The sequence below is a fragment of the Streptomyces sp. NPDC091376 genome, assembly GCF_044757085.1.
Taxonomy (GTDB): domain Bacteria; phylum Actinomycetota; class Actinomycetes; order Streptomycetales; family Streptomycetaceae; genus Streptomyces; species Streptomyces pratisoli.
On record NZ_JBIVUF010000004.1, the window covers coordinates 229,092 to 244,602 of the forward strand.

Annotated in this window: 14 protein-coding genes, 1 pseudogene and 1 riboswitch; of the genes and pseudogenes, 11 read left to right on the forward strand and 4 right to left on the reverse strand. The window is 70.7% G+C overall.

The features are described 5' to 3' along the window. Window positions 1–117 precede the first annotated feature (117 nt). The 7 genes from shc (at window position 118) to ACIQMR_RS11135 (ending at window position 8,016) form a co-directional block, all read left to right on the forward strand. On the forward strand, window positions 118–2,106 hold the full coding sequence (gene shc, locus ACIQMR_RS11105) for a squalene--hopene cyclase (protein WP_401385116.1): 1,989 nt from the start codon (window positions 118–120) through the stop codon (window positions 2,104–2,106). Next, window positions 2,107–2,784, forward strand: a complete 678-nt coding sequence (locus ACIQMR_RS11110) for a 1-hydroxy-2-methyl-2-butenyl 4-diphosphate reductase (protein WP_401385117.1) — start codon at window positions 2,107–2,109, stop codon at window positions 2,782–2,784. It begins immediately after the preceding gene. A gap of 5 nt (window positions 2,785–2,789) precedes the next feature. Further along, window positions 2,790–3,812 carry an adenosyl-hopene transferase HpnH gene (hpnH, locus tag ACIQMR_RS11115; RefSeq protein ID WP_401385118.1) on the forward strand — a complete coding sequence of 341 codons (1,023 nt, stop codon included), beginning with the start codon at window positions 2,790–2,792 and terminating at the stop codon, window positions 3,810–3,812. Between the two features lie 71 nt (window positions 3,813–3,883). Continuing rightward, window positions 3,884–5,776, forward strand: a complete 1,893-nt coding sequence (gene dxs / locus ACIQMR_RS11120) for a 1-deoxy-D-xylulose-5-phosphate synthase (RefSeq protein WP_401385119.1) — start codon at window positions 3,884–3,886, stop codon at window positions 5,774–5,776. Beyond that, entirely contained in the window at window positions 5,773–7,158 is a 1,386-nt protein-coding gene (locus ACIQMR_RS11125; protein WP_401385120.1) for an aspartate aminotransferase family protein, read from the forward strand. Before dxs ends, ACIQMR_RS11125 begins: the two co-directional genes overlap by 4 nt. 93 nt (window positions 7,159–7,251) lie before the next feature. After that, the gene (locus ACIQMR_RS11130) at window positions 7,252–7,869 is read left to right on the forward strand and encodes a helix-turn-helix domain-containing protein (protein ID WP_401385121.1); all 618 of its coding nucleotides are present in this window, start codon (window positions 7,252–7,254) and stop codon (window positions 7,867–7,869) included. 12 nt (window positions 7,870–7,881) lie between these two features. Further along, on the forward strand, window positions 7,882–8,016 hold the full coding sequence (locus ACIQMR_RS11135) for a DUF6126 family protein (RefSeq protein ID WP_401385122.1): 135 nt from the start codon (window positions 7,882–7,884) through the stop codon (window positions 8,014–8,016). A gap of 23 nt (window positions 8,017–8,039) precedes the next feature. On the opposite strand, the gene ACIQMR_RS11140 is transcribed toward ACIQMR_RS11135, so the two are convergent. Further along, window positions 8,040–8,855, reverse strand: a complete 816-nt coding sequence (locus ACIQMR_RS11140; protein ID WP_401385123.1) for a tyrosine-protein phosphatase — start codon at window positions 8,853–8,855, stop codon at window positions 8,040–8,042. Window positions 8,856–9,072: 217 nt separating this feature from the next. Between ACIQMR_RS11140 and ACIQMR_RS11145 the strand changes: the two genes are divergently transcribed. From ACIQMR_RS11145 to ACIQMR_RS11160, 4 genes and pseudogenes are all read left to right on the forward strand, one after another. Then, the gene (locus ACIQMR_RS11145) at window positions 9,073–9,282 is read left to right on the forward strand and encodes a hypothetical protein (protein ID WP_401385124.1); all 210 of its coding nucleotides are present in this window, start codon (window positions 9,073–9,075) and stop codon (window positions 9,280–9,282) included. Next, window positions 9,255–9,698: pseudogene (locus ACIQMR_RS11150) on the forward strand (GH36 C-terminal domain-containing protein); the annotation flags it as partial. The gene ACIQMR_RS11145 and the pseudogene ACIQMR_RS11150, both read left to right, overlap by 28 nt. Window positions 9,699–10,207: 509 nt before the next feature. Beyond that, window positions 10,208–10,361: riboswitch (cyclic di-AMP (ydaO/yuaA leader) on the forward strand. Between the two features lie 4 nt (window positions 10,362–10,365). Further along, window positions 10,366–11,379: a peptidoglycan DD-metalloendopeptidase family protein gene (locus ACIQMR_RS11155; protein WP_401385125.1), complete on the forward strand. Its 1,014-nt coding sequence runs from the start codon at window positions 10,366–10,368 to the stop codon at window positions 11,377–11,379. Between the two features lie 210 nt (window positions 11,380–11,589). Continuing rightward, window positions 11,590–12,381: an SGNH/GDSL hydrolase family protein gene (locus tag ACIQMR_RS11160; RefSeq protein WP_401385126.1), complete on the forward strand. Its 792-nt coding sequence runs from the start codon at window positions 11,590–11,592 to the stop codon at window positions 12,379–12,381. Between the two features lie 24 nt (window positions 12,382–12,405). On the opposite strand, the gene ACIQMR_RS11165 is transcribed toward ACIQMR_RS11160, so the two are convergent. The 3 genes from ACIQMR_RS11165 to ACIQMR_RS11175 are packed head-to-tail and all read right to left on the reverse strand — an operon-like array spanning window position 12,406 to window position 15,510. After that, window positions 12,406–13,254 (reverse strand): STM4011 family radical SAM protein, encoded by an 849-nt coding sequence (locus ACIQMR_RS11165; RefSeq protein ID WP_401385127.1) that lies wholly within the window; start codon window positions 13,252–13,254, stop codon window positions 12,406–12,408. A 7-nt stretch (window positions 13,255–13,261) separates the two neighbouring features. Next, entirely contained in the window at window positions 13,262–14,689 is a 1,428-nt protein-coding gene (locus ACIQMR_RS11170; RefSeq protein WP_401385128.1) for an STM4012 family radical SAM protein, read from the reverse strand. After that, the gene (locus ACIQMR_RS11175; protein WP_401385336.1) at window positions 14,686–15,510 is read right to left on the reverse strand and encodes an STM4013/SEN3800 family hydrolase; all 825 of its coding nucleotides are present in this window, start codon (window positions 15,508–15,510) and stop codon (window positions 14,686–14,688) included. Before ACIQMR_RS11175 ends, ACIQMR_RS11170 begins: the two co-directional genes overlap by 4 nt. Window position 15,511 lies beyond the last annotated feature (1 nt).

Consider the following 15,511-nt stretch of genomic DNA (forward strand, 5'->3'; position numbering starts at 1 on the left):
ACGGAGATGATCACGATCAATCGCATATGAGTTCGCAGTCGCCGGCCGGTGCCGCTCCGGGCACCGGCCGACGGCAGACCCGAAAAGCAGCACATCCGACTGCACGAAGGGGAAGCCATGACAGCGACGACCGACGGAAGCCCAGGGGCCCCGGGCCCCCGCGCAACCGCGGCCAGCGAAACGACCGACGACCGTACCGTTCCGGGTGACACGCACGTGGCCGCCGGGCTGGCGGCGCAGCGATCCGTCGAGTACCTGCTCGGCAGGCAGGACGCCCAGGGCTGGTGGAAGGGCGACCTGGAGACCAACGTCACCATGGACGCCGAGGACCTGCTGCTCCGTCAGTTCCTGGGCGTCCAGGACGAGAAGACCACCCAGGCCGCCGCTCTGTTCATCCGCGGAGAGCAGCGCGACGACGGCACCTGGGCCACCTTCCACGGCGGCCCCGGAGAGCTCTCCGCCACCGTCGAGGCCTATGTCGCCCTGCGCCTCGCCGGCGACCGGCCCGACGATCCGCACATGGACCGCGCCGCCGCCTGGATCCGGGGGCAGGGAGGCATCGCCGCGAGCCGCGTCTTCACCCGCATCTGGCTCGCGCTGTTCGGCTGGTGGAAGTGGGAGGACCTGCCCGAACTGCCGCCCGAACTCATCTATCTGCCCTCCTGGTTCCCGCTCAACATCTACGACTTCGGCTGCTGGGCGCGGCAGACCATCGTGCCGCTCACGATCGTCTCCGCGATGCGGCCGGTGCGACCCGCCCCGTTCCCGCTCGACGAGCTGCACACGGACCGCCACAACCCCAACCCGCCCACGCCCCTTGCCCCGGCGGCGAGTTGGGACGGCGTGTTCCAGCGCCTCGACAAGCTGCTGCACCGCTACCACGGGATCGCCCTGCGCCCGCTGCGCCGCGCGGCCATGAACAGCGCGGCCCGCTGGATCATCGAGCGGCAGGAGAACGACGGCTGCTGGGGCGGGATCCAGCCGCCGGCCGTCTACTCGGTGATCGCCCTGCATCTGCTCGGCTACGACCTCCAGCACCCCGTGATGCGCGCCGGCCTGGACTCGCTGGACCGGTACACCGTCTGGCGCGACGACGGCGCCCGGATGATCGAGGCGTGCCAGTCACCGGTGTGGGACACCTGCCTCGCCACCATCGCGCTCGCCGACGCCGGAGTGCCCGCGGACCACTCGGCCCTGGTCAGGGCAGCCGACTGGATGCTCGGCGAGGAGATCGTCAAGCCCGGTGACTGGGCCGTGCGCAGGCCGCGACTCGCCCCCGGCGGCTGGGCCTTCGAGTTCCACAACGACAACTACCCCGACATCGACGACACGGCCGAGGTGATCCTGGCCCTGCGCCGGGTGAAGCACCCGGACCCGTCCCGGATCGAGGCGGCGATCGCCCGCGCCGGCAACTGGACCCTGGGGATGCAGTCGAGGAACGGCGCCTGGGGCGCCTTCGACGCCGACAACACCAGCGCCTTCCCCAACCGGCTGCCGTTCTGCGACTTCGGTGAGGTCATCGACCCGCCGTCGGCCGATGTCACCGCGCACGTCGTCGAGATGCTGGCCCACGAAGGCCGGGCCCACCACCCCCGCGCCCGCCGCGGTGTCGAGTGGCTGCTCGGCGAACAGGAGCCGAACGGCGCCTGGTTCGGACGCTGGGGAGTCAACTACGTCTACGGCACCGGCTCGGTCGTCCCGGCGCTGACCGCGGCCGGACTGCCCGGGTCGCACCCCGCGATCCGGCGTGCCGTCGGCTGGCTGGAGTCCGTCCAGAACGACGACGGCGGCTGGGGCGAGGACCTGCGCTCGTACCGCGAGGAGTCGTGGATCGGGCGCGGCGCCTCCACCGCCTCCCAGACCGCGTGGGCGCTGCTGGCGCTGCTGGCCGCGGGGGAACGGGACGGCAAGGCCGTCGAGCGGGGCATCGCCTTCCTCGCCGGGACCCAGCGCGAGGACGGTTCGTGGGACGAACCGCACTTCACCGGCACCGGATTCCCGTGGGACTTCTCCATCAACTACCACCTCTACCGGCAGGTGTTCCCGCTCACGGCGCTCGGCCGCTACGTGCACGGGGAACCGTTCGCCGGCCGGAACGGAGGCTGAGTGGACGCTTCCACGGAGCCGCCCCCGGCGAGCGGGACGCCCGGCTCCACGGCGCCGCCGCTGCTGATCGCCTGCGCGCTCGGCATCGAGCGTCTCGCCCTGCGCGCGGCCGGCCGTGGCGGCGCACCGGGCCCGGTGACCGTCCTGCGTACGGGCATGGGGCCGAGGAACGCCCAGCGTGCCGTCGTACGCGCGCTCCGCGACGAGAGGGCCGCGGGCGCCACCGCCGTCATCGCCTCCGGCTTCTGCGCGGGACTCGCCCCCGACATGCACCCCGGCGATGTGGTCGTGGCCGACGAGACCCGTGGGCCCTGGGGCGTCACGCCGTGCACGGCGACGGACCTGCTGACGGAGGCGCTGGCCCGGGCGGTGCCGGGGCGGACCGTCCACACCGGCCCCCTGACCGGCTCGGACCACGTCGTACGCGGCCAGGAGCGGGCCGAGCTGGCGGCGACCGGGGCGATCGCGGTGGACATGGAGTCCGCCGCCACGCTCCACAGCGCGCTGAGCGCGGGATCGCGCCCGGTTGCGGCCGTCCGGGTGGTCGTGGACGCTCCTGAGCATGAACTGGTCCGCCTCGGCACGGTACGCGGTGGAATATCGGCTTTCCGCGTACTGCGTGCCGTCCTACCGGCTTACTACGAATGGCACCGTTCTTTGCTGCTCCCCAGGAGGTGAGCCAGATGGCCATGCCGCTCCGCCAGACCATCAGGGTCGGGACCTATCTCTTCGAACAGAAGCTCCGCAAGCGTGAGAAGTTTCCGCTGATCGTGGAGCTGGAGCCGTTGTTCGCGTGCAATCTGAAGTGCGAGGGCTGCGGAAAGATCCAGCACCCGGCCGGGATCCTCAAGCAGCGGATGCCGGTCGCCCAGGCGGTGGGCGCCGTCCTGGAGTCCGGTGCGCCGATGGTCTCCATCGCCGGCGGCGAGCCGCTGATGCACCCCCAGATCGCCGACATCGTCGGGCAGCTGGTGGAGCGGAAGAAGTACGTGTTCCTCTGCACCAACGCCATGCTGCTGCGCAAGAAGATGGACGAGTTCACCCCGTCGCGGTACTTCGCCTTCGCCGTCCACATCGACGGACTGCGCGAGCGTCATGACGAGTCGGTGGCCAAGGAAGGCGTGTTCGACGAGGCCGTCGAGGCGATCAAGGAGGCGAAGCGGCGTGGCTTCCGGGTCACCACCAATTCCACCTTCTTCAACACCGACACCCCGCAGACCGTCATCGAGGTGCTGAACTTCCTCAACGACGATCTCAAGGTCGACGAGATGATGATCTCGCCCGCGTACGCCTACGAGAAGGCGCCCGACCAGGAGCACTTCCTCGGTGTCGAGCAGACCCGCGAGCTGTTCCGGAAGGCCTTCTCCGGCGGCAACCGGCGGCGCTGGCGGCTGAACCACTCGCCGCTCTTCCTGGACTTCCTGGAAGGCAGGGTCGACTTCCCGTGCACCGCCTGGGCCATCCCCAACTACTCGCTCTTCGGCTGGCAGCGCCCCTGCTATCTGATGAGCGACGGTTACGTGCCCACGTACAAGGAACTCGTCGAGGACACCGACTGGAGCAAGTACGGCCGCGGGAAGGACCCGCGGTGCGCGAACTGCATGGCGCACTGCGGATACGAGCCGACCGCCGTCCTGGCCACCATGGGCTCGCTCAAGGAGTCGCTGCGGGCCGCGCGGGACACCGTCTCCGGAAGCCGCGGATGACCGCCGGGCAGCGGGCGGCGGGACCGTCCGCTGCCGACCGGAGTTCAACCGAACAGAGAGGGGGCACGAGCGTGACGGTGCTGGAGAACATCCGGGGGCCGCGCGACCTCAAGGCGCTGCCGGAGGCGGAGCTCGAGGAACTGGCCGAGGACATCAGGGAGTTCCTGATCCATGCCGTGGCGAGGACCGGGGGCCATCTGGGACCCAATCTCGGGGTGGTGGAGCTGTCCATCGCCCTGCACCGGGTCTTCGACTCGCCCGTCGACCGCATCCTCTGGGACACCGGACACCAGAGCTACGTCCACAAGCTCCTCACCGGCCGCCAGGACTTCTCCAAGCTGCGCGGCAAGGGCGGGCTGTCCGGCTATCCGTCCCGGGAGGAGTCCGAGCACGACGTCATCGAGAACTCGCACGCCTCCACGGTCCTCGGCTGGGCGGACGGCCTGGCCAAGGCCGACCAGGTCCTCGGCCGCACCGGCCATGTCGTCGCCGTCACCGGCGACGGCGCGCTCACCGGCGGCATGGCCTGGGAGGCGCTGAACAACATCGCCGCCGCCAAGGACCGGCCGCTGATCATCGTCGTCAACGACAACGAGCGCTCCTACGCCCCGACGATAGGAGGCCTCGCCAACCACCTCGCCACGCTGCGCACCAGCGACGGCTACGAGCGCTTCCTCGCCTGGGGCAAGGACGTCCTCCAGCACACGCCCGTCGTCGGCAGGCCGCTGTACGAGTCGCTGCACGGCGCGAAGAAGGGCTTCAAGGACGCTTTCGCCCCGCAGGGCATGTTCGAGGACCTGGGGCTCAAGTACGTCGGCCCCGTCGACGGCCACGACATCGCCGCCGTCGAATCGGCGCTGAGCCGCGCCAAACGCTTCCACGGGCCGGTGCTGGTGCACTGCCTGACCGAGAAGGGCCGTGGCTACCCGCCGGCGCTGGAGGACGCGGCCGACCGCTTCCACACCGTCGGCGCGATGAACCCGTCGACCTGCGAGCCGCTGGCACCCTCGGGCGGCCCGTCGTGGACCTCGGTGTTCGGCGACGAGATCGCCGCCATCGGCGCCGAACGGCCCGATGTCGTGGCGATCACCGCCGCCATGCTCCACCCGGTGGGACTGGCGAAGTTCGCCGAGCGCTTCCCCGACCGGGTCTGGGACGTGGGGATCGCCGAGCAGCACGCCGCCGTGTCCGCGGCCGGGCTCGCCACCGGCGGTCTCCACCCCGTCGTCGCCGTGTACGCGACCTTCCTCAACCGTGCTTTCGACCAGCTGCTGATGGACGTGGCCCTGCACCGGTGCGGTGTCACCTTCGTCCTGGACCGGGCCGGTGTCACCGGCGTCGACGGCCCTTCCCACAACGGGATGTGGGACATGTCGGTGCTCCAGGTCGTGCCCGGTCTCAGGATCGCCGCTCCGCGCGACGCGGACCAGTTGCGGGCCCAGCTGCGCGAGGCCGTCGAGGTGAGCGACGCGCCGACGGTGGTGCGCTTCCCCAAGGAGGCGGTGGGGGAGCCGCTGCCCGCGCTCGACCGGGTCGGCGGGATGGACGTGCTGCACCGCACCGAGGACGCGGAGGTGCTGATCGTCTCGGTCGGGGCGCTGGGCGCGGTGTGTCTGCAGGCAGCCGATCTGCTGGAGGCCCGGGGACTGCGCTGCACCGTCGTCGACCCGCGCTGGGTCAAGCCCGTCGACGCGCAGCTCGCGCCGCTCGCCGAACGCCACCGGATCGTCGCGGTCGTCGAGGACAACAGCCGGGCGGGCGGCGTCGGTTCGGCCGTGGGACAGGCCCTGCGGGACGCCGACGTGGACGTACCCCTGCGGACGTTCGGCATCCCCGAGCAGTTCCTCGACCATGCCAAACGCGGCGAGGTACTGGCCGACATCGGACTGACGCCGGTGGAGATCGCGGGGCGGATCAGCGCCGCGCTCGCGCGCCGCGGGGAGAAGGAGGAGCACGGGCGATGAGCGGGGAGTTCGACCTCGGCCGGCTGCTCGCGGAGCGCGGTGGCGAACGGTACGGGCTGCACGCCAAGCATCTCAACCACCAGCTGCCGCGCATGCTCCACACCATCGGCTTCGACAAGGTGTACGAGCGGGGCGAGGGCGCGTACTTCTGGGACGACGAAGGCAACGACTACCTGGACATGCTCGCCGGCTTCGGGGTGATGGGCCTCGGCCGGCACCACCCGGTCGTCCGCAAGGCGCTCCATGACGTCCTCGACGCCTCGCTCGCCGACCTCACCCGCTTCGACTGCCCGCCCCTGCCCGGGCTGCTCGCCGAGAGGCTGCTGGCCCACAGCCCGCATCTGGACCGGGTCTTCTTCGGCAACAGCGGTACGGAAGCGGTCGAGACGGCCCTGAAGTTCGCCCGGTACGCGACCGGCAGACCGCGGATCCTGTACTGCACGCACGCCTTCCACGGGCTGACGACCGGGTCGCTCTCCGTCAACGGCGAGGCGGGCTTCCGGGACGGGTTCGCCCCGCTCCTCCCGGACACCGCGCTGGAACTCGGCGACCTGGCGGCGCTGGAGCGGGAGCTGAAGCGCGGCGACGTGGCGGGCTTCGTCGTAGAGCCCGTCCAGGGCAAGGGTGTGCACGAGGCACCGCCCGGTTTCCTGCGCGCCGCACAGGATCTGCTGCACCGGCACAAGGCGCTGCTGATCGCCGACGAGGTGCAGACCGGTCTCGGCAGGACCGGTGACTTCTACGCGTACCAGCACGAGGACGGCGTGGAACCGGACCTGGTGTGCGTCGCCAAGGCGCTCTCGGGCGGCTATGTTCCGGTCGGCGCGACCCTCGGCAAGGAGTGGATCTTCAAGAAGGTCTACTCGTCGATGGACCGGGTGCTGGTGCACTCGGCGAGCTTCGGTTCCAACGCCCAGGCGATGGCGGCCGGGCTCGCCGTCCTCTCGGTGATCGAGGACGAGCAGATCGTCGCGAACGCGCGGGTGACCGGGGACCTGCTGAGGACACGGCTCGCGGCGCTCGTGGACCGCTACGAGCTGCTGCACGAAGTACGCGGGCGGGGGCTGATGATCGGGATCGAGTTCGGCAGGCCGTCGTCGCTGAAGCTGCGCAGCCGCTGGACCATGCTGCAGGCCGCCCGCAAGGGACTCTTCGCGCAGATGGTGGTGGTCCCGCTGCTGCAGCGGCACCGTATCCTCACCCAGGTCTCGGGCGACCGGCTGGAAGTGATCAAGCTGATTCCGCCGCTGATCATCGGTGAGCAGGAGGTCGACCGTTTCGTGGAGGCCTTCACCGCCGTGATGGACGACGCGCACGGCGGCGGCGGGCTGATGTGGGACTTCGGCAAGACCCTGGTCAAGCAGGCCGTGGCCGACCGCTGATCCTCCGGGCGCGCGGGCCTCGTACAGCCCGCGCGCTTTTGCCTCCGGGGCAATAAGTTTGCCTCGGAGGAAAACTCCTGGCCCAATGGGGTCATGAGCCATCCCTCAGGACAGTCTCCCGGCCCGTCCGCCGGCGAGGCGGCGGACGACCTGCCGGACGTCGCACCCCGGCTGCGCGCGCTGCGCCGCCGTCGCGGTCTCACACTGGAGGCTGCCGCCCAGCGGGCGGGCCTCTCGCCCGCCCATCTCTCCCGGCTGGAGACGGGCAACCGGCAGCCGTCGCTGCCCATGCTCCTCACTCTCGCCCGTACCTACGGTACGACGGTCTCGGAGCTTCTCGGCGAGCAGGCGCCGGAGCGTGACGCGATCATCCGCGGCGGCCGGATGGGACCGGCGGAGGCCGACGGCTGGACGTACCGGCAGGCCGGGGGCCGCGGGCGGGCCATGCAGGCCCTGCGGGTGCACGTCCCGTACGGCGCCCAGGGCGATCTGGTGCGGGTCCATCCGGGCGAGGAGTGGCTCCACGTGCTCGAAGGGCGGCTGCGGGTCGGCCTCGGCGACACCGTCCACGAGCTGGAGCCGGGGGACAGCGCCCACTTCGACTCGCTCACCCCGCACCGCATCGCCGCCGTCACCCATGAGGGCGCCGAGCTGCTCTTCGTCCACACGCTGCTGCAGAGCCCCGACCCGCATGCCCACCCGCACGCCTAGAGGAGACGCGTCATGTCCAAGAAGACCTCATCGAACCAGGAGACGAAGTTCCCGGTCGGACTGGTCGTCCGCCTCTTCGCCTACCTGGTGGCGGGCCACCTGTTCGCGGCCTTCCTCTATCTGCTGTTCACCGTGGGCGGCGAGTGACCCGGCCCGTCACCGGGCGAGGCTCAGACCGAGCCGTCGAGCAGCCGCTCACGCAGCCGCTCACGCGTCTCGGGCGCGAGCTTCAGTCCCTCGGAGAGGTAGCGCTCCGTGCCGCCCCAGACCTCGTCCATGGTCGCGAACGCCGCCGCCAGATACTCGGCCCGGGCGTCGAACAGCGGGCTGAGCAGCTCCATCACCTCCGGCGACATCCCGGCCGGTGAGGTGTCGCTGCGGCGCACCTTGTAGCGCCGGTGCGGGTCGTTCGACTTGAGGTAGTCGGCCTCGATCGCCTCCCGCTCGACACCCACGGCCAGCAGTGAGATCGCGATCGACAGGCCCGCCCGGTCCTTGCCCGCCGCACAGTGCATCAGCGCCGGCACGCTGTCCTGCGCCAGCGCGTGCAGCACCCGGCTGTGCTCGGCGGTGCGCTCCTTGATGATCGTGCGGTAGGAGGCGGTCATCCGGCCGGCGGCCTTGCCGTCGGCGAGGATCGTCTTCAGCTGGTCGAGATCACCGTCGCGGACCATCCGCCAGAACTCCGCGCCGTCTGCCGGGTCGGACAGCGGGATGTTCACGTTGCGCACACCGGGCAGCTCGACGTCCGGGCCCTCCAGCTTGTGGTCCGCCGCATTGCGGAAGTCGAAGATCGTGTGGAGCCCGAGCGAGCCGAGGAAGGCGGCGTCGCTGCCGGTCGCGTGCGCGAGATGGCCGCTGCGGAAGAGCCGTCCGTAGCGCGTCCGGTGCCCGTCGACGGTCGGCAGTCCGCCCACGTCCCGGAAGTTGCGAACCCCGGACAGCTCGGGCTCGGTCGGCGGGGTCTGGGGCAGCTGCTGCGTCACGGGGGCTCCTCCGTGTCTGCGGTCGGCGCTGCTCGCCGACAAAGGGGCGCGCTGCTGACCCTACGACATCGATTCCTCAGGCAAGTATCTCGGCCCATGGCCGCAAGGCCGTTGCCCCGCTGATGAATTGCGCCCGATGATGTGCGGACGTGTGCGAATTTGAGGGGTCTGGGTGATCGAGGCGGTTGGTGACGGTCGCATCTGGGTTCTGTCCGGGATGACGAGCAGCTATGCGCTGCTCCTCACCGACCGGGACGAGCTGCTGCATCTGCACTGGGGACCGCGGATCGGCCCGGCCGACGCCGAGGCGCTCGCGGCGGACCCGCTTCCTCCCTCCTGGCCCTCGAGTCGCCGCTCGACGGGCACGAGGAGTATCCCGTCGAGGGCGGCCCCCGGTTCGTCCGGCCCGCGCGCTTCCGGTTCGTGAGCGCCATGGCCGGGGTGCTCGGCATCGGCGGCGACCTCACCGCATGGAGCGAGGACGCGCTGACCGAGGCGCGTGACTGGGTGGAGCTCTACAAGAAGATCAGACCGGTCGTCCAGCACGGCGAGCTGTACCGGCTGCGGCCGCCGGAGGGCGGGCTGAGCGCGGTGCCGTATCCGCGCGGGGACGAGGCCGTCGTACTGGCCTGGCTGCAGGCCCAGTGCCACGGCGAGCGTCCGCCGCGGCTCCCGCTGCGCGGACTCGACCCGTCGGCAGAGTACGGTGCCTGGCCGGCGGAGTACGTGTGCCTGGACACCGGCAGCCTCCACCGTGGCGCCGTCCTCCTCCATCACGGCTTCTCCACCGGCCTCAGCGGTGACCTCGACGCGATGGTCCTCCGCCTGCCCCGCCGGGTCTGACGGGGGCGCCGGGTCTGACGGGACAGCGGGCCTGACGGGACGCCGGGCGGAGGTCCTCGACCGGGTTCGAGGACAACTCGGCCTGTGCCGTGGCGAGTTCCGGGGAGCGTCGGTCGAATTGCCGAATTCACCTGTTGTTCGGAATTGGTTCCACATACGGAAAGGGGCCACCTTTTCGTGGCCGGGCGCGCCATTGGCTGCATTCTGTCGCTAATGGGCGATGTGTCCGGATTGGGTGTTTTTGTATAACGCGCCCCGGTTGAATAGGGGATGGGGATCCGTCCGTGAGCGGGATCATATCCGTGACGTTCTGTGGTGGTGCACCGCGGTCGAACTCCCTTGTTCCCGGGGGAATCGAAGATCCGTAATCCACGCAGCGTGACCGGGAAATGTGCGCTGATATCCGGTAGGGGGATTCCCGGGGGGAATAGACGGCTTGTTCACTTCGACCCGGCTCGCTTACGGTCACCGCAATCCGGTCGGAACGCCCAATCCTGCCGCCGTCCGGAATATCGCACCCACCCACGTGTGGCAGGAGCGGGGGACCCAGGTAGTACGCCGTCCGGAGCCCCGGACGGCTTGGGGTGAAGTCGCGCGAGTCGCGCGGCCGGGCAGCTCCAGCCCGAACCCGACAGCTCACCTCGCAGGCGGCGGAGAGGAATTGGCCATGCCCGGTAAGGGTAAGCATCGTCGTCCGAGGACCAGCCCGTTCACGCGCGGATTCGTCGCCGCGGGAACGGGCGGGGCCGCCATCGCGCTCCCGCTCATGGGCGCCGCCGGTGCGCACGCCGCCGAGAAGTCCGCGCCCGTCGCGATTCCCGAGCAGGTCGCCTCGGTCGCTCACAAGGCCGTCACCCCGCAGGCGCCGCAGGCTCCCAAGGCGCCGAAGCCGTACACGGTCGTGGCCGGTGACTACCTCTCCAAGATCGCCGATGAGCACAACGTCAGCGGCGGCTGGAAGAAGCTGTACGCCGACAATCGCGCCGCCGTCGGTACGGACCCCTCGCTGATCCACCCGGGTCTGAAGCTCGTCCTCGGCGGCAAGGCGAAGGCCCAGGGTGAGGCGAAGGTCCAGCCGAAGCCCGAGCGGAAGGCCGCGGCCCCCGCCAAGAAGGCGCCTGCCGACAAGGCCGCCGCCAAGGCCGAGAAGGCCGTGAAGGCGGAGAAGGTCGTGAAGGCCGAGAAGCCGGCCGCTTCCGTCGAGCGTGCCTCCCGCACCGCCGACCGCGCCGCCGGTGCCGCGGCCGCTCCGGCCGCTGCCCAGGCCCCCGCGCCCTCGGGCTTCTTCGCCCCGGTCACCAGTGGCATCGGCACCGCGTACAAGACCGCCGGTTCCATGTGGTCCAGCGGCTACCACACCGGTGTCGACTTCGTCGCCTCCACGGGTACGTCCGTGAAGTCGGTCGGCCCGGGCACCGTCGTCTCGGCCGGCTGGAGCGGTGCGTACGGCAACGAGGTCGTCATCAAGCACGGCGACGGAACGTACTCGCAGTACGCCCATCTCTCCCAGCTGTCCGTCGCGTCCGGTGACGGTGTCACCGGCGGCCAGCAGATCGGGCTGTCCGGCTCCACCGGCAACTCCTCCGGTCCGCACCTTCACTTCGAGATCCGCACGAGCCCGAGCTACGGCTCGGACATCGACCCGCTGGCCTACCTGCGCCAGCACGGTGTCTCGATCTGACGCGCGTCCCGAACCTGACGCGGCGTCCCGAACCCGACGCCGCGCAACTCCGTCCGCCGGCCCCGCGCAGGGGCCGGCGGACGCCCGCGTCTTTACGGGTCCCCGCCTATTCCCGCTTTGCCGAAAACTGACCTGGTGGTCTATATCACGCCCCGTCAACCCCTCCCTACGGTGGCGTAGGTCACTTCTCACCAGGAAAGATGACTCGACGTGGCAGACGATTCGCGATCAAGAACAAAGGGCTCATTCGGGTCGTACGCGGCGATCGGTGACAGTTTCACCGAGGGGGTCGGAGACGCGGGACCCGGCGGACAGTTCGTCGGATGGGCGGACCGCCTCGCGGTCCTGCTGGACGACCGCGTGCCGGAACACACCTTCCGCTACGCCAATCTCGCCGTACGCGGCAGGCTCCTGGACCAGATCGTCGAGGAACAGGTCCCGCGAGCGAAGGAACTCGCCCCCGATCTGGTGACGTTCTGCGCGGGCGGCAACGACATCATCCGGCCGGGCAGCGACCCGGACGACGTCGCGGAGCGCTTCGAACGGGCGGTCGCCGAACTCGCCGCCTCCGTCGGCACCGTCATGGTGACGACGGGGTTCGACACCCGCGACGTGCCCGTCCTGCGCCATCTGCGCGGCAAGATCGCCACGTACACCGCGCACGTCCGCGCCATCGCCGACCGCTACGACTGCCCCGTCCTCGACCTCTGGTCGCTCAAGTCCGTCCAGGACAGACGTGCCTGGGACGACGACCGGCTGCACCTCTCGGCCGAGGGCCACACGCGTGTGGCACTGCGCGCCGCCCAGGTGCTCGGCCTGGACGTGCCCGCAGACCCGGACCAGCCGTGGCCGCCGCTGCCGCCGCGCGGCACGCTCGAAGTCCGCCGCGACGACATCCAGTGGGCGCGCGAGTACCTCGTGCCATGGATCGGCCGTCGGCTGCGGGGCGAATCGTCCGGTGACCATGTGGAGCCCAAGCGCCCGGACCTGCTTCCGCTCTGAGTTCCATCTCTCCGGGCACGTCTCTTACACGGAGGCGGGGATCCTCTCCAGGACCCCGCCCGCGAACACGTCGTATAGCGGCAGCGACTCCAGATGGACATAGCCGATGTGACAGTCGCACACCGCGAGCGGGCAGGCGCGCGGCCGCAGCGCCGCCCGGTACGAGCCGTCGTAGAGATTGCCCAGCTCGGCCGGGACGAAGTGGCAGCGCCGCACCGTCCCGTCACCGTCGACCGAGATCACCGACTCGCCCGTACGGCACGGCAGACCGGCCGAGCGGTGCGGATGGCGGCTGTACGGGAAGAGCGGGTCGAGCGCCGTCCAGCGGGCGGCCTCCTCGTCCGTGTAGTCACGCCCCTCCGCCGCGTTGACCCACAGATAGACGTGCCCCGGGAGATCGGCCCGCAGCCGGCGGGCGGCCTCAAGATGCTCCTCGAAGCCGACGATCCCGACACTGAACCTGATGCCGCGCGCCGACAGTTCACGGCACTTGCCGAGGAAGCGGTCGTAGGGCGTCTGACCCGGGTGGTACGTGCACCACAGCGCCAGGGTCTCCGGATCGGCTTCCGCCAGCCAGTCCGTACGGCAGCTCAGGTTCGTCTGGACGGCGACGCGGCGGATGTGCGGCAGCCGGGACAGCTCGGCCAGCGTGCGCCGGTACCAGGAGCGCACCAGGCCCTCGCCCCAGGGCGTGAAGAGCACCGACAGCCGGTCCTCCGCCTGCCGCGCCGCCGCCCAGCCCGCGAACCGCTCCAGCGCGTCACGGTCGGCCCGCAGCTGCTCCCGGCTGTCACGGCGCTTGGCGAACGGGCAGTAGGGGCAGTCGTAGTCGCAGGAGGCCAGCGGCCCCCGGTACAGCACGGTCAGGTCCATGTGCGCCTCACTTCGCCTCGTACGCGGCCATCGCGGCCCGTACGGCGGGGGAGAACAACGCGGGGCCCAGGGCGTCGGAGTACGCCAGCCCCTCCGCAGTGAGCCGCAGCAGTCCGCCGTTCTCCTCCAGCCAGCCGCGATCGGCGAAGGCGGCCAGCTCGGCCGGGAAGTCGTCCGCCGGCGCGGTGCCGAACCGTGTCCGGTACTCGGCCACCTCCATCCCCCGGGCCTGCAACAGCGACTGGAGCAGATGGCGGCGGCGCGCCTCGTCGGTGTCGATCCGCCGGCCGACCTCGGCACGGGTGAAGTCCTCCGTGGCCGTGTAGTCGTCGATGATCGTGCGTATCCGGCGCATGTCGACGGCGTAGTCGAAGGAGTAGTGCAGCCCCGAGGTGTACGAACGGGCCCCGCAGCCGAGGCCGATCATGCCGTCGGTCTGGCAGGCGTGGTCGTCCGGGCCGCCGAGTGCCGCGTCCGGGCCGCCGGTGCGGCGGAACATGCGCATCGACACCTGCTCGTACCCGTTCGCCAGCAGGTGCTCACGGCCGAACCGGTACAGACGCAGCCGCTGCTCGTCCCAGACGGTGTCGAGGTCGGTGCCGGTCCCCGGATCCGTACCCGTGCCGTCGAGGCGTCCGAGCCCTGTCAACGGTCGCACATAGAGGGGGTACAGATACAGCTCCTCGGGCCGCCAGGCGAGCGCCGCGTCGAGCGAACGGCGCCAGGTCGCCTCCGTCTGGCCGTCGATGCCGTAGATCAGGTCGATGTTGAGGACGGGGATCGCGGCGTCCCGGATGCGGGAGAGCGCGGCCTCGACATCGGCGCGCCGCTGCGGGCGAACGGCGGCCCTCGCCTCGTCGTCGACGAAGCTCTGGACGCCGATGCTCAGCCGGGTCGTCCCGCGCTCGGCGAGTACGGCGAGCCGGTCGGCGGTCGCGGTGGCCGGTGAGGTCTCCACCGAGAACGGCACCGCGCGCAGGTCTGCGCCCATCCGCTGCTCCGCGATGTCGCAGAGCCGCTCCAGCTCCCCGGCGGTGAGGAAGGTCGGTGTGCCGCCGCCGAACGCGGCGGCGGCGAAACGGACCGGGCCGGTGCCCGCGACGCTGTCCGTGACCTTGTCCATGCCCGTGTCGCCGAGGGCGTCACGGACGGCCTGGGCCTGTCGCTCCAGCGCGTCGAGATAGCGCGTGGTCAGTTCGTCCGGGGCGCCGATCCGCGTGAAGAGGTTGCAGAAGCCGCAGCGGACCTCGCAGAACGGGATGTGGAGGTAGAGGGAGAGCGCGTCCTTGGGCTCGGGGCTCCACAGCTCGCGCAGCACGGGCCGGTCCGGCAGCGGACGGTAGGACGTCTTGTGCGGGTAGGCGTAGACGTAACTCTGGTACGGACGGATCACGTTCGTGTCGGTGCTCGTGCTCATCGTCGTGCTCGCGTTCATCGGGCGCCCTCCGCCGGGCCGGGGCCGGGCAGGAAGAACTGCGCGTACGGAACGGTCCAGACGACCTCGTGGCCGAGCCGGTGTCCGGTGTAGCCGTCGTCGCCGTACGCCGTGCCGTGGTCGGAACAGACGATGGCCAAGCAGCGACGCCGGCTGCCGGCGGCGGCGAAGAGCCGGCCGATGTGCCGGTCGACGTACTCCAGCGCGGCGGCATGGGTCTCGCGCGAGTCGCCGCTCTCGCGGGTCGCGCCGGGCAGATGGAACCAGTTGGGCTGGTGCAGCGCGGACACATTGACGAACAGGAACAGCCGCCGGCCGTGCGGGAGCGAGGCGATCACCTTCTCCGCCCGGTCGACCTGGGACTCGAAGGAGGTGGGGGAGGCCACGCCGAACTCCGGCTCCCAGTGGCTGTCCTGGAACAGCCCCGGCAGCACGGAGCCCAGCGGGCCCTGCCGGTTGAAGAACCCGACACCGCCCACGCACACGGTCCGGTACCCGGCCTCCGCGAGTCCGGAGACCAGGTCGGGTGTGTCGTACACGAACGTGCCCTCGGCGGTCGTCTCACTTCCCGCGAAGCGCGCGGCGAACAGTCGTGGATGGGGACCGGGCGCTGCCGGTGTCGGCAGGAAGCCGGCGAAGATCGCCTGGTGCGAGGCGTAGGTGAAGCTGCCCGGGGCGTGCCGCCGCTCCCAGACGCCGCCGGGCAGATGGCGCGCCAGGTTCGGGATGCGGCCGGCCGCCGCGAGCTCCTCCGCGACGTCGAAGCGGAGGGTGTCGAGCGTGACGAGCAGCAGATCGTCCGTGCCGACGACGGACGACATG